This is a genomic window from Ensifer sp. 22460 (assembly GCF_052044935.1).
Lineage (GTDB): Bacteria > Pseudomonadota > Alphaproteobacteria > Rhizobiales > Rhizobiaceae > Ensifer.
Genome location: NZ_JBQENZ010000008.1, coordinates 63,787 through 76,143 on the forward strand (window position 1 = coordinate 63,787; position 12,357 = coordinate 76,143).

At 63.7% G+C, this 12,357-nt stretch carries 8 protein-coding genes; 5 read left to right on the forward strand and 3 right to left on the reverse strand.

Features of this window, described 5'->3' with window-relative positions; genetic code table 11:
- Positions 1 to 166: 166 nt before the first annotated feature.
- Positions 167 to 6,925, reverse strand: a complete 6,759-nt coding sequence (locus ACTJKM_RS12110; protein WP_058328274.1) for a kinesin — start codon at positions 6,923 to 6,925, stop codon at positions 167 to 169.
- 537 nt (positions 6,926 to 7,462) lie between these two features.
- Here ACTJKM_RS12110 and ACTJKM_RS12115 point away from each other — a divergent pair.
- Complete coding sequence (locus ACTJKM_RS12115) at positions 7,463 to 7,831, forward strand: Hpt domain-containing protein (RefSeq protein WP_058328273.1); 369 nt, start codon at positions 7,463 to 7,465, stop codon at positions 7,829 to 7,831.
- Between the two features lie 222 nt (positions 7,832 to 8,053).
- A complete protein-coding gene (locus ACTJKM_RS12120; protein ID WP_058324100.1) occupies positions 8,054 to 8,374 on the forward strand; it encodes a 2Fe-2S iron-sulfur cluster-binding protein in 321 nt (106 codons plus the stop codon).
- Between the two features lie 527 nt (positions 8,375 to 8,901).
- On the opposite strand, the gene ACTJKM_RS12125 is transcribed toward ACTJKM_RS12120, so the two are convergent.
- Complete coding sequence (locus tag ACTJKM_RS12125) at positions 8,902 to 9,531, reverse strand: DUF922 domain-containing Zn-dependent protease (RefSeq protein WP_058324101.1); 630 nt, start codon at positions 9,529 to 9,531, stop codon at positions 8,902 to 8,904.
- Between the two features lie 107 nt (positions 9,532 to 9,638).
- Between ACTJKM_RS12125 and folP the strand changes: the two genes are divergently transcribed.
- The 3 genes from folP (at position 9,639) to folK (ending at position 11,498) form a co-directional block, all read left to right on the forward strand.
- Positions 9,639 to 10,490, forward strand: coding sequence for a dihydropteroate synthase (gene folP / locus ACTJKM_RS12130; protein ID WP_058324102.1), 852 nt, complete (start codon positions 9,639 to 9,641; stop codon positions 10,488 to 10,490).
- A gap of 125 nt (positions 10,491 to 10,615) precedes the next feature.
- The gene (folB, locus tag ACTJKM_RS12135) at positions 10,616 to 10,984 is read left to right on the forward strand and encodes a dihydroneopterin aldolase (protein WP_057248908.1); all 369 of its coding nucleotides are present in this window, start codon (positions 10,616 to 10,618) and stop codon (positions 10,982 to 10,984) included.
- Positions 10,974 to 11,498 (forward strand): 2-amino-4-hydroxy-6-hydroxymethyldihydropteridine diphosphokinase, encoded by a 525-nt coding sequence (folK, locus tag ACTJKM_RS12140; protein ID WP_058324103.1) that lies wholly within the window; start codon positions 10,974 to 10,976, stop codon positions 11,496 to 11,498. The genes folB and folK overlap by 11 nt, the downstream gene beginning before the upstream one ends.
- Positions 11,499 to 11,587: 89 nt before the next feature.
- Here the strand turns inward: folK and ACTJKM_RS12145 are convergent, their stop codons facing one another.
- On the reverse strand, positions 11,588 to 12,139 hold the full coding sequence (locus tag ACTJKM_RS12145) for a hypothetical protein (protein WP_057248910.1): 552 nt from the start codon (positions 12,137 to 12,139) through the stop codon (positions 11,588 to 11,590).
- Positions 12,140 to 12,357: the final 218 nt, after the last annotated feature.

Here is a 12,357-nt window from a genome sequence, read left to right on the forward strand (position 1 = left end):
TACATTATAACGGAGGACGTCTGCTTTTTGAGCGGTAGTAATGGCGGTCGGCGCGACGGCCGAGCCCATGCACGAAGGTAGCACCGGTTGGTCTTGGCGGGTTTGCATATGCGAAAACGGCCCCGTCTTGCGACGGGGCCGTTTCTTTATCGTATGCCAGCGCCGCTTAGCTGAAGCGGCCGGCGGCGTGGGCGAGCATCGTGTAGACCTTGCCGGTATCCGACGTCAGATAGGTCTGGGTGATGCGCTTGTCCGGATCGTTGCGGGCAACATCGGCGAGCAGCTTCTCGAAGTCGGCGATGTAGCGGTCGACGGCGGTGCGGAACTCCGGCTCGCGATCGTACTTGCGCTTGATCTCGTCGAAGGTCTGCTGGCCCTTCAGCGTATAGAGGCGACGGGTGAAGACGTCACGCTCGCCGCGCTGGTAGCGGCGCCACAGTTCGACCGAGGCATCGTGGTCGATGGCGCGGGCGATGTCGACCGAGAGCGAGTTCAGCGACTCGACGACGTGGCGCGGGTTGCGGCTGTCGCCGGTACGGGCCGCAGGCTGTGCTTCGGCCGGGCGCTGTGGCGCCGGCGAGGGGGCCTCTTCGCGCGATGCCGCACGCAGCAGATCGCGCATCCAGCCACCACCTTCTGCAACCTCGCTGGTCACCGCCTGCGATGGCGCGGGCTGGCGAACGGCCGGCTGTTCGATGCCGAGGCTGCCGCGGAGCGCCGGGGCCGGCTCCTGCCGGCGCGGCTGCTCAACCGGCTGCTGCACCACGGGCTGCTGGGCTACGGGTTGCTGGGCAACAGGCTGGGGCTGGACGACCGGCTGCGGCGCCGGCTGCTGCTGCACCGGCTGCTGTTGCACCGGACGGGCGACCGGAGCGGCGGCAGGCTGCTGACGCAGCGGCTGGGCGACCTCGAGCTGCGTCGAGGACTTGCCGATGATGTCGGACAGTTCCTGCAGCGCCTTGATCTGTTCGCCGACGGCGCGACGCATGACCGCCGCATTTTCCTTGGCCTCTTCCGGCAGGTCGAAGGCACCGCGCTTCAGTTCTTCGCGGGTCATATCGAGTTCCTTGCGGATCTCGCCGGCAGAGCGACGGATTTCGTCGGTCGCACCGCTGAAGCGGCCGATAGCCTCGTCGATCGCAACGCGAACCGCGTCGCGCAGTTGCCCTGCGACGCCGTCAGACTTCTTGCCGCTTTCGGTGAGCATGCGCTCGATGTCGGACACCGAGGCTGCGACGCTGCCGCGCAGACGCGAGGCGACTTCCTTGGAGCGTTCCTCGGCGTTGGCAAATGCGCCTTCGATCGATGCACCGGCATCTTCGCCGACCTTGGCGATCGCCTGGCGCAGCGCTTCCGAGGCGCCGAGCGCACGGCCCTCGACCGAGGAGAGCGTCTTGTTGACGTCGGCAAACGAGGTCTCGACGCCGGAGCGGAGCGTGTCGGCGATCTGGCGCGAGCGCTCCTCGGCTCGGCTGAAGACCTGCTCGACCGAGGCGCCTGCTTCGTCGCCCGCCTGGGCCAGCGTGTTGCGCATCGCTTCGGCTGCTTCGGCTGCGCGCTGTTCGGCGCTGGTCAGCAGGCGGCCAACATCCGAGAAGGACTGCTGGATGCCGCTGCGCAGGTTGCCGGCGACAAGGCCCGAGCGTTCTTCGGCCCGCTGGAAGGCGCCATCGACGAAGCCTTCGAGCGCACGCATCGTCCGTTCGATCTCTTCCGAGCGCTGAACGAGCCCGACCGACAGGGTGCGCAATGCATCCTGGCGTTCTTCGAGCGTGCTGACGAGGTTCGACTGGGCGGCGCCGAGCAGGTCGGACGCCTGGCCGAGCACCTTCGAATGGTCCTCGAAGCGGCCGACGATGCCGCCGATCTTCGACAGGGTGGAGGCGGAAATGTCGGACAGCTTGTCGACCTTGCCCTCGATGAGGCGGGTCGAGGTCGAGAGCATGTCGGAGGCCTGACGGGTCGATTCCGACACGCGGGCTATCGTCGATTCCAGACGCTGGTCCATTTCGCCGAGGTTGTTGCTTGCCTGGTCGATGACCGTGGCGATCGCAGCGTTGTTGTTGGCGAGCTGGTCGATCAGGCCCATGGCGGTCGACTGCAGACGGTTCTCGACCATCTTCATCGCCTTCGCCGTTTCCTCGGCGCGGTGCGAGATCGCGTTCAGCGTTTCACCCGTGCGCTCGGCAATGGCGTTGACCAGGGCCGCATTTTCCGCGCGCAGGCGATCGGCGCTTTCCTGGGTCACGGCGGCGATGCGTTCGGCGGCCTCGCGGCCAGTTGCGGCATATTGGTCGATGACCGGGCGGGCCTGCTCGTCGATCAGGCGCGACAGCTCCAGCGAGCGGCCGGCGAGCATCGAGTTGAGCTCGCGGGTGCGGTCGTCGAGTGTGTTGCGGATCGCTTCGCCGCGCGCTTCCAGTGCCTTCTCGGTGTTGGCGAGGCCCTGGTGGATGTTGTCGGCGTGGCTGGCGATCTGGCTGTGCGTGGCAGCAAGCCGTGCCGTTGCCGTATCGGCCGCGTCGGCGATCGAACGGGCAAGATCGGCGTGACGCGCAGCGCTGGCAGCAGCCTTCTGCTCGATCGTATTGGCAAGGTCCGCATGGCGGGCGGCGGTTGCCGCTGCCGTCTGGTCGATCGTGTTGGCGAACTCGGCCTGACGGGCCGCGAGCGCCGAAGCGAAGTCGTCGCCGGCCCTGGAGAGGAGCTCGGCCGAGCGTGCCGCTTCCGCGTCGATTTCCCGGGCAACGTCGCCGACGGCGCCGCGAAGGGTGGTGGCGAGGCCAGCAGCCTTGTCCTCGATGCGGATGGCTTCTGCGCCGAGTTCCTGAGCGACATCGCCGACAGCGCCGCGAAGTGTGGTGACGAGGCCGGCAGCCTGGTCCTCGATGCGGACCGTCTCTGCATCGAACTCCTGGGCCACGTTGCCGACTGCGCCGCGAAGCGCGGTGACGAGGCCGGCGGCCTGGTCCTCGATGCGGACGGCTTCTGCATCGAACTCCTTGGCCACGTTGCCAACCGCGCCGCGAAGCGTTGTGACGAGGCCGGAAGCCTTGTCCTCGATGCGAACGGTCTCTGCATCGAACTCCTGAGCCACGTCGCCGACTGCGCTGCGCAGATTGCTGACGAGATCGGTGGTCTTGCCTTCGAGGCGGGAGGCTTCCGCGTCCAGATCCTGCGTCGCTTCGCTGACCGCACCACGCAGGCTGCTGACGAGAACGGCGGCCTTGCCTTCGATGGTCCGGTTGACGTTTTCAAGGCCGATGTTGAGGGCACGATCCATGGTGCCGAGACGTTCAGCGATGCGTTCCGCACCAGCCTCGATGGCGCCGGAGATCCGGCTTGCCGCCGTCTCGCTCATGCGATCGATGTCGCCGGCCCGGTCGCCGAGGCTGTCGGCGATGCGCTGGCCGGCGCCGTCGACGACCTCGTTGACGCTGCCGACGCTGTCACGGACGCGTTCCTCGAGCGAGCTGAGGCTGACTTCCAGGCGCAGGCCGGTATCGTCGACCAGGGCGTTGACGTCGTTGACGCTGCCGCGGATGCGGTCCTGCAGGGCGCCGAGGCTGTTTTCAATGAGGGTGCCGGTATCGCCGACGACCGAACCAACGCTGGTGACGCTGCCGCGGATCCGATCTTCCAGCGCACTGAGGCCGCCCTCGACGCGGGCTGCGGCATCGTCGACGACGGAGCCGACATTGGCAACGCTGCCACGAATGCGGTTTTCAAGCGCGCCGAGGTTGCTTTCGATGCGGGCGCCGGTGTCGTCGACGACCGTGCCGACATTGCCGACGGTGTTGCGAATGCGATCCTCGAGCACACCGACGCGGGTTTCGATATGCATGCCCGTTTCATCGACGATCGAGCCGATGTTGCCCGCGCTTTCGCGCATGCGCTCCTCAAGGGAGCCAAGGCTCGTCTCGATGCGCAGGCCGGTATCGTCGAGGCGGTCGTTGATGCCGTTGATCGACATGTCGACGCGGTTGGTGAGGCTGTCGGCCGCGAGGCTGATCTGGTTGGCGGTCTCGGCCAGGCGCTCTGCGATGTGCCCCGTCGTCGAACGCATGCGCGTGTCGAGCGTTTCGCCGCTGCGGTCGATGACGCCGGCAAGCGCGGACTGGCGCTCTTCCAGCGACATTTCCAGCATGCTGGCGCTGGTGGCGAGCGTGGTGGCGATAGCGGTCGACTGATCGGCCAGCATGCCTTCGAGCTGATCGCGACCCTGGCCGACGGCGAGATTGATCGCGTTGATCCGATCGTCGAGCGTGGCGCGGATCTGTTCGTGCGTCGACGACAGCGTATCGCGCAGATGCTCGGCGCGGCCGCTCAGCGTCTGCTCGATTTCGGCTGCCTTGCCGGCGAGCGAGGCGGTCGCCTCGGTCGTGCGTGCGGTCAGGGCATCGGCGATGTGAGCGCTGGTCTCGGTCAGCGTGTCGGAAATCTTGCCGACGCGGCCACTGAGATCCTCGGCGATGCGGGCGCTCGTCTGGGTGAGGGTATCGGAGATCAGGCTGACGCGGCCGCCGAGGTTTTCTGCGATCGAGCTGACGCTCTCGGAGAGCTTCTGCTCGATATCGCCGACGCGGTCGGTCATGGTTTCGGCGACGGCCGTTGCGCGGAACGTCAGGCTGTCGGCCACGTCTTCGGCGTGGCGGCTCAGCGTGTTGGCCATTTCATTGGCGCGCGACGACATCGTCGAGGTAATGGCGGCGGCACGTTCGGCGAGAACGCCATCGAGGGCCGACGTCTGGGTCGTGAGCGCTTCGGAGATCGCTTCGCCACGCTCGGACAGAACACGCTCCAGCCGGTCGGCCGTGCCGCTGACGGCGTTGTCGATCGAGTCCGTGCCCATGGACAGAATGGTCGAAAGGGCGAGCGTGCGCTCGGAGAGCGTGTTGTCCAGGCGGTGCTGGCTGGCAGCGATCGCGCTGGTGATTTCGTCGGTCGAGCCGCTGAGCGTCTGTTCGATGCGGGCATGGGCAGCGTGCAGGCCGTCGACGAAGGCGGCGGTGCGGGTGTCGAGCCCCTCGGTCAGGCGCTGTTCGCTGGTGGTGAGCGCGCTTGCAAGGGCGTCGGCGCGCTGGCCGAAGCCGTTTTCGATGCGCTCCTGCGCCTGGGAGAGGGCGCCCATGAGGCCGCTGGTCTTCTCGGAAAGGACGCTGTCGATGCGGCTGTGCGCATCGCCGACCAGGTTGCCGAGCTCCGAGGTCCGGCTGGTGATCGTTTCCTCGATGAAATCCTGGGTCGCGCCGAGCGTCGCCGCCAGCGTCAACGACTGGTCGGAGAGGGCGGAGCCGATCTTCTCGATGCTGCTGTCGAGCGCGCCGCCGATCGCTTCCGAGCCGCCGGAGACGGTCTCGTTGATGCGGTGCAGGCTTTCCATGAGCTTGGTGTCGAGCATGCTTGCGCGCTTGTCGAAGGCCGAGGCAAACTCGTGGAAGCGCTCGTCGAAGGCGGTCGCGAGCTGGCCGACGGTGGTCTGCAGCTTTTCTTCGAAGAAGCCGCCGCGCAGGTCCAGATCCATGATCGCATCGTCGGCGCTGGAACGCAGGCTCTGACGGAAGCTTGCGCCTTTCTCGTCGAGCGTGGCGTTGAGCGAGGCGAGGACATGATCGAGGCCGCCGGTGATCGCCTGCTGGCCGACGCTGAGACTTTCATTCAGGTCACGCGTGCGGGCGATCAGCGTCTCGTTGAGCTGGCGTGCGCGGTCGTTCAATGCCGCGTTCAGCCTTTCGGTGCTGGCGTCGAGCGAGGAGGCGCGCGTTTCGAACTGGCTGAGCAGGTCGTCGCCGCGCTTCGTCAGCGTCTCGCTCAACTGGTCGAGCCGGGTATCGAATTCGGTGCTGAGGCCAAGGCCGGCCGCCGTCAGGCCGGAAAGCAGCGCATCCGTGCGGGATGACAGCATGGTGCCGATCGACTGCAGGGCGGTGTCCGACTTTTCGCTAAGGGCTGCGGCGCGCGTGTCGATCAGCGAGGCGAAGGCTTCGCCCGAAATCGCGATGCGCGAGGCGATGTCATCGCTCGCCTGTTCCAGGTCATCCTTCAGCTTGCCGTGGGCGCCGGATATCGCCGAACGGATACGCTCCGAATGACCGATGATCGCTTCGCGCTCGAGGCCGAGTTCTTGGACCAGCGTGCGGACGCGCAGTTCGTTTTCGCTATAGCTGCGCTCAAGCGCGTTGACTTCGGAATGAACAAGCGTTTCGAGTTCGGTGGCGCGCGCGATGGTGCGCTCGATACCCTCGTTCATCGCCGAGACTTCGCGGCGAACGGCCTGGCCGACAGTCATGACGCGATCGGCTGCGGCCGTTTCGGGCTCGGCAAGGCGCAGCGCGACCTCAGCCATGGAGCGGGCCGCGTTGCGCAATTCCTGCGCACGGGCGATCATGATGGCGAAGGAGAAGAAAAGCATGACCGGCAGCAGGATGCCGATCGCAACGCCAATGGCGCCGGGCGTCGCAGCCAGATCGCTCAGGGAGCGGATCTGCCAGATCTGCGGGCCATAGAGCAGGTTGGCAATGCCGAGGCCGGCGATGGCCCAGATGATCGACACCAGCGCGGCAACCCGGATCGCGGCGCGATTGGAGCGCACGTCGAGTGCGCGCAGCATCGCAGCCGGCGAACGGCGCCCATCGTCGTTGGCGGCGGAAAGGGAAGGGGATTTGGGCGCAGGTTCCGGGGCGAGCGTCTTGGCGGCTTCGGCAGCACGCGCCGCGCGGGATGGCTCCGGTTGAGTCTTTGCTCTTTTATTCTGATCGGGCGCGGGCGCCTGATTGCCGGGCTGAGACACATTTTCCTCCGGATCATCCAAGGAAGTCTTGTCGTTCGGGCTCGAGTTAAGCTCGTCGAAATCGATCGTCAGGGCAGCTTCCAAAGCCTGGAAGGCCTTCTCGTCGATTGACTCATTGCTCTTTTTCGTCGCCATAGGGATACGCCTCATTACCTTTTGCCAGCGACAAAGCTGCCAGCGCTCGCGCACAACGGGCGGGCCGGCTTCTTCCTCGCGGGCTGTGACGGCAAGATACGCGCATCGGATCTACGCAATACCCTACTGATCACACACTGCATTGCCTCGACGGATAGTCACATTTGTGGCCGAAAGGGACCACGAGTTGAGCTTATCCACCGGAACGGTTGCCATTTTCGTACGCAGGCAAGTTCCTAAGCGTATCGTAGTGACACATTAGCTGGGTTCTTACAATTATGAGCGCTCGGGCTTAATTAAAATCCTAATGAAATCTTAATGTGATAACGGTGCCAAAGCCAGAAAATACAAGGAAATCAGACGGTTTAACAGCCGTTAACCATTTCCCCAGATTCCTGCCCATATTGCGCCCCGATTTAAGCTGATAGCAGCCCGCACCCGCAAAGGATGTGTATCTGAGTTTGCGCGTGTAGGTGTGGGCGATATGGCGACACCGAAACAAGACCAACATACAATAAACAATAGGGAATTTGGCTCATGGCGGCCCTCAGGATTGCCTTCGAAGCTCCGGACACCCCGGGAAACTCTGCAGCTACCGGCAAGAAGCCGATCGACTTCGCCCACCTTGCGGCACAGACGATGGGTGACAAGGCTTTGGAAATCGAAGTGCTGCAACTCTTCGCGCGCCAGGCGCGCCAGGTCATGAAAGAGATCGTCGAGGGAGAGAGCACGCTTCGCGCTCAGGCTGCCCACCGGCTGAAGGGCGCTGCACTTGCAGTCGGCGCCGTCGACGTTGCCAGCATTGCCGGCGCGATCGAGCAAAACCCGGCAGACGCATCGCTCTCCGACACGCTTTCGGCCGCTGTGCTCGAGGCCGAGCTCTTCATATTGAAGCTCAGCCGCTAAATCGCGGCCCGACGGCGCCGGAAACGGCCAACGCTTTCCCGCCGTCCCACATTTCAAGATAGTGGCCTCGCGCTTGCTGTGCGCGAGGCACGCAGCGATTGCCGTTGTTGACTGGCCGGCGGATTTGTTGGAAGAACTTCCACTGAATTTGCGCCCGAGCGGCGTGCGTTCTGAACAGGCTTTGCGCCTTGCCAGTCCCAGCAGTTCATTCCGGAAAGAGACATGACAAAACTTACGATCGTTGCCTTTGATGGCGCGCGCCATGAACTTGATGTCGAAAACGGCTCGACGGTCATGGAAAATGCCGTTCGCAATTCGGTTCCCGGCATCGAAGCCGAATGCGGCGGAGCCTGCGCCTGTGCGACCTGTCATGTCTATGTCGACGACGCCTGGTCGGCTGCGGTCGGCGCTCCGGAAGCCATGGAAGAAGACATGCTGGACTTTGCCTACGATGTCCGGCCGACGTCGCGGCTTTCCTGTCAGATCAAGATGAGCGACGCACTCGACGGTCTCGTCGTGCATGTGCCGGAGCGCCAGGCCTAAAGCGCGCCGCGAGTTCTCAAATTCGCTCCTTGCGCCTTAAGTTATTGGTATTTCGCATGTCGTTGTCGCAGAACCGCTGCACGGTTTTTTGCGCGACATGCTCAGGCACCCTCCAATTCGTAGCTGACCCACAAAAAAAGCGCCTCGCCAGTCGTTGGACAAGCGAGGCGAGGAGGGCGCATCGCTGACAGATGAGGGAGGGGACATCTGCAGCACCAAGACACGCCAGGAGAACCCACTTTGGCCTCGCTGTTCAATTTCTTCTTTTTAATATTGAACAACGCCGCCTAAACTAAAGTAATGGCAACATTTAAGCTCTTCGCACAACTACTGCGCCGCGCTTAACCCGCTCATTCGGCGGAGGCTAGTCTTGACCCTGGCCCCTCGCTCTATGGTTTCAATATAGATGAGTCGGCGGCTGCCAGCCATCGTTATATTTCACCAATAAAATACTGTGGGTATTGGCGCTGAAATCGCGCCGAGCCGGACTATAGTCAGGCTCTTCTTCAGGGTATGGCCCCCGCTACCTATTGTTGCGTTTTCTTCAGCGCTTCGAGCCGGTATTGCAGGAGCCGGATCATGCGTTTGTCGAAATTGGCGGCTTCGGTGCGATCGAAGCGCGCCTGATCCTTGTCGTGCGCTTCGATCGCCGTGATGCTGACCCGCGCGACGCTTGCCTGCATGCGTTCGCAATCCGCTTCCGGCTTCAGGGCGAGGAACATCTTTTCCATGCGGCGGGCGTGGTTGCGGGCAATTTCAGCGTGCCGCTCCTCATGGCGCTTGATGTCGCTCGAGAGTGTGTCCCAGACCAGAGCCAGGTCACGACCGGCCTGACGGCGGTATTTCCAGCGCGGCAGGATGATGCGGGTGCTGAGCGTTACGCGCGCCGAGCCGACCGCGCAGCGGCCGCCACGGTTGACGTAGGTGATGGAGCCGCCGAACTTTATCCGGGTGGCGCCCGGGTGGCGCGCGCCGGTGGATTTCATCATCGGGCCACCGGCAGAAAGCGCCTTGTCGAGTTCCTCCGCAGTCCGTCCACCGATCGTGAAATAGGAAAAGCTCTTGTTGATCACGGTTTCGCCCGACGCAGCGCTCAAGGGGGCGGCGACCAGGAGAGCGAGGAGGGCGGCTTTGAACGGGACGCGTACTCGGGACATCAATGCGTGGTTCTCTTCAGTTGAACTTCGATCAAGCTTGGGGCATAGCCACGACCGGCGCAACAGCAAATCGAGGGCTCTCGGCCGAATGCGGATCGTGAGGGAAAATGACTTACAATCCATTTCAGAAAATTAGCTGGAAGCTGGCGCATGGGCGCAGCCTGGAACTCGGGCCGCGTGGCGTTTTGATGGCGATCGTCAATGTTACCCCGGATTCTTTTTCCGATGGCGGACGTTTCATCGATGCTGTTGCAGCGGCGGCGCAGGGCGTGCGGTGCCTTGAGGAGGGCGCATTGATCCTCGATATCGGCGGTGAATCGACCCGGCCGGATGCGGCGACAGTGAGCGCCGAGGAGGAGCAGGCGCGCATCCTGCCGGTGATCTCCGCGCTCAGCCGCGACACCGATGCACTGATCTCCGTCGATACCTACCGCGCTTCGACGGCGCGGCTGGCGGTCGAGGCAGGCGCGCACATCGTCAATGACGTGCACGGCCTGCAGCGCGAGCCGGACATCGCGACCGTTGCCGCGGATACCGGAGCAGGGCTCTGCATCATGCATACGGGCCGCGACCGGCAAAAGCTCGCCGACGTGATCGACGATCAGTTCCATTTCCTCGAACGATCCCTCGAAATCGCCGAAGCCGCCGGTGTCACGCGCGACCATATCGTCTTGGATCCGGGCTTCGGCTTTGCCAAGGATACGGATGAAAACCTCGAACTCATGGCGCGATTTGCCGAGTTGCACCGTTTCGAGCTTCCGTTCCTGGTCGGAACGTCCCGGAAGCGCTTCGTTGGGGCGGTGAGCGGCCGCGAGGCGGGCGACAGGGATGTGGCGACGGCGGCGACCACCGCGCTGCTGCGTGCTGCCGGCGCCTCGATTTTCCGCGTACACGATGTCGCAAACAGCAGGGATGCGCTGGCCATGGCCGATGCTATGCTCAAGGCCAGGGCGGAATGAGGAAAAGCGCGTGCGGCTCTTTTCCCGCATCCGACTGCAACCGATCAGAATCGATCACGTCATGAATTAGGTCGGCCTGACCCAATATCAGCGTGATCCCAGAAAAGCCGACGGGACGGAGAAGCATGAGCCCGACTTACACAATCACTCTCAAGAACTGTGCCTTCTTCGCGCGCCATGGCGTCTTCGACGAAGAAGAGCTCCTCGGGCAGCGCTTCTTCGTGGATGCCGAGCTCGAAGTCGAGCAGGGAACGGCGCTCGTCGATGATTCGATCGAAGACACCGTCCATTATGGCATTGCCTTTCAGGAGATCGAGCGCATCGTCACGGGGCGCCGCCGTTACCTGATCGAGGCGCTGGCGCTGGAAGTCGCCAAGACGCTCTGTGTGCGATTTCCGCAGATCAAGCGCGCCAAGGTCTCGATCCGCAAGCCGAACGCGCCCGTGCCCGGCGTGCTCGACTATGTCGAAGTGACGGTCGAGCATGTCGTCTGAGGCGGGCTGGCGGGTCGCCACACTCGGCCTCGGCGGCAACCTCGGCGATCCGCGCAAGGCGATGGCCGAGGCGCTGCGGGCTCTCGATGCGCGCGACGACTGCGTCGTCGAGGCTGTGTCGCGGCTCTATCGCACACCACCGTGGGGAAAGACCGATCAGGCCTGGTTCTTCAACGCCTGTGCTCAGGTCAGGACGACTTTGAAGCCCGAGGCTTTGCTCGATACGTGTCTCGACATCGAACGTTCGATGAAGCGGGTGCGTGACGAGCGCTGGGGACCGCGCACGCTGGATATCGACGTTCTGACCTATGAAGAGGTGGCCCAGGCTGAAACACGGCTGGAACTGCCGCACCCGAGAATGACGGACCGGGGCTTCGTGCTGATGCCGCTTGCCGACATCGCCGCCGATTTGCCGGTGCGCGGGCGCACGGTGGGCGACTGGTTGGGTGGGGCGGATGTAGCAGGCATAGAGGTTGCCGATGGCGACATGACCTGGTGGCGCGCAGACACCTGACCTCTCCCATCAAGTCGATGAGACCTTTTTAAAACGATAAAGCCCCGGCAAATACTGCCGGGGCTTTATTGTTTGACTGTGCTTTGGAGTTACTTGATCGAGCCGACGGCAATCGCATCGAGCTGGCGGTTGAGGCTGACGCCGATGACCGGAACCATCGTCTCCTCGACCTTGACCGAAATGGTGATGTTCATCGTCTGATCGTCCTGAAGGCGGGCGATCATGGCGCCGTTCAGCTTCTTGCGGTTGATGCCGACGACGACCTTGTCCTTGGCGACATTGCCGGAAACGACATCGAGGCCCTTGCCCTCGGCGCCGTCGAGGAACTTGCCGCTGTAGCTGTTGCCCTTGCGGGTGATCACCGCCGACATCGGCTGCTTGAACACGCCGACGCGGCAGAAGCCGTCGAGCTTGATGCCCGTGTCGTCACCGGCAACCGGTTCGCCGGAGAGATCGCAGGTGAACTTGGTACCCTTGTACTTGCCAGCGACGATCTCGCCCGGGCCTTTCCACTGGCCGGCAACCTTCTCGAAGAAGGCCTTGTCCTTGGCGCCGGAAAGGGCTGGCGTCGCAACGCCGACGGTAGCCGCAAGCGCGATGGCGGCAGTGCCGCGAGCGATCAAAGAGGGGCGCGAGAACATAAACGATCCTTGATGGGTCAACGTCCGAAACTGGAAGCCACATTTGCGCGCAAATGGTTAACGGACGGTTTCCGGGCGCCTGATGTTGTGGCTTCTTTGTGGCCGTCGGGGCGATTGTTCACAGGGTCTCCGGCGTGTCGGAGCCACCGGCCGGAAGTGCTCTGCCGGACGCAGCGGACGCGTGTGAAACTTGTCCCGACCGCCCTACGTATAGTCAT

Bases quoted from the DNA above. Each gene is read 5' to 3' on its own strand.
- ACTJKM_RS12125 (WP_058324101.1), bottom strand. From the start codon at position 9,531: ATGTCCCGAGTACGCGTCCCGTTCAAAGCCGCCCTCCTCGCTCTCCTG.
- folB (WP_057248908.1), top strand. From the start codon at position 10,616: ATGAGCCCGACTTACACAATCACTCTCAAGAACTGTGCCTTCTTCGCG.
- ACTJKM_RS12145 (WP_057248910.1), bottom strand. From the start codon at position 12,139: ATGTTCTCGCGCCCCTCTTTGATCGCTCGCGGCACTGCCGCCATCGCG.
- ACTJKM_RS12120 (WP_058324100.1), top strand. From the start codon at position 8,054: ATGACAAAACTTACGATCGTTGCCTTTGATGGCGCGCGCCATGAACTT.
- folK (WP_058324103.1), top strand. From the start codon at position 10,974: ATGTCGTCTGAGGCGGGCTGGCGGGTCGCCACACTCGGCCTCGGCGGC.
- folP (WP_058324102.1), top strand. From the start codon at position 9,639: ATGACTTACAATCCATTTCAGAAAATTAGCTGGAAGCTGGCGCATGGG.
- ACTJKM_RS12115 (WP_058328273.1), top strand. From the start codon at position 7,463: ATGGCGGCCCTCAGGATTGCCTTCGAAGCTCCGGACACCCCGGGAAAC.
- ACTJKM_RS12110 (WP_058328274.1), bottom strand. From the start codon at position 6,925: ATGGCGACGAAAAAGAGCAATGAGTCAATCGACGAGAAGGCCTTCCAG.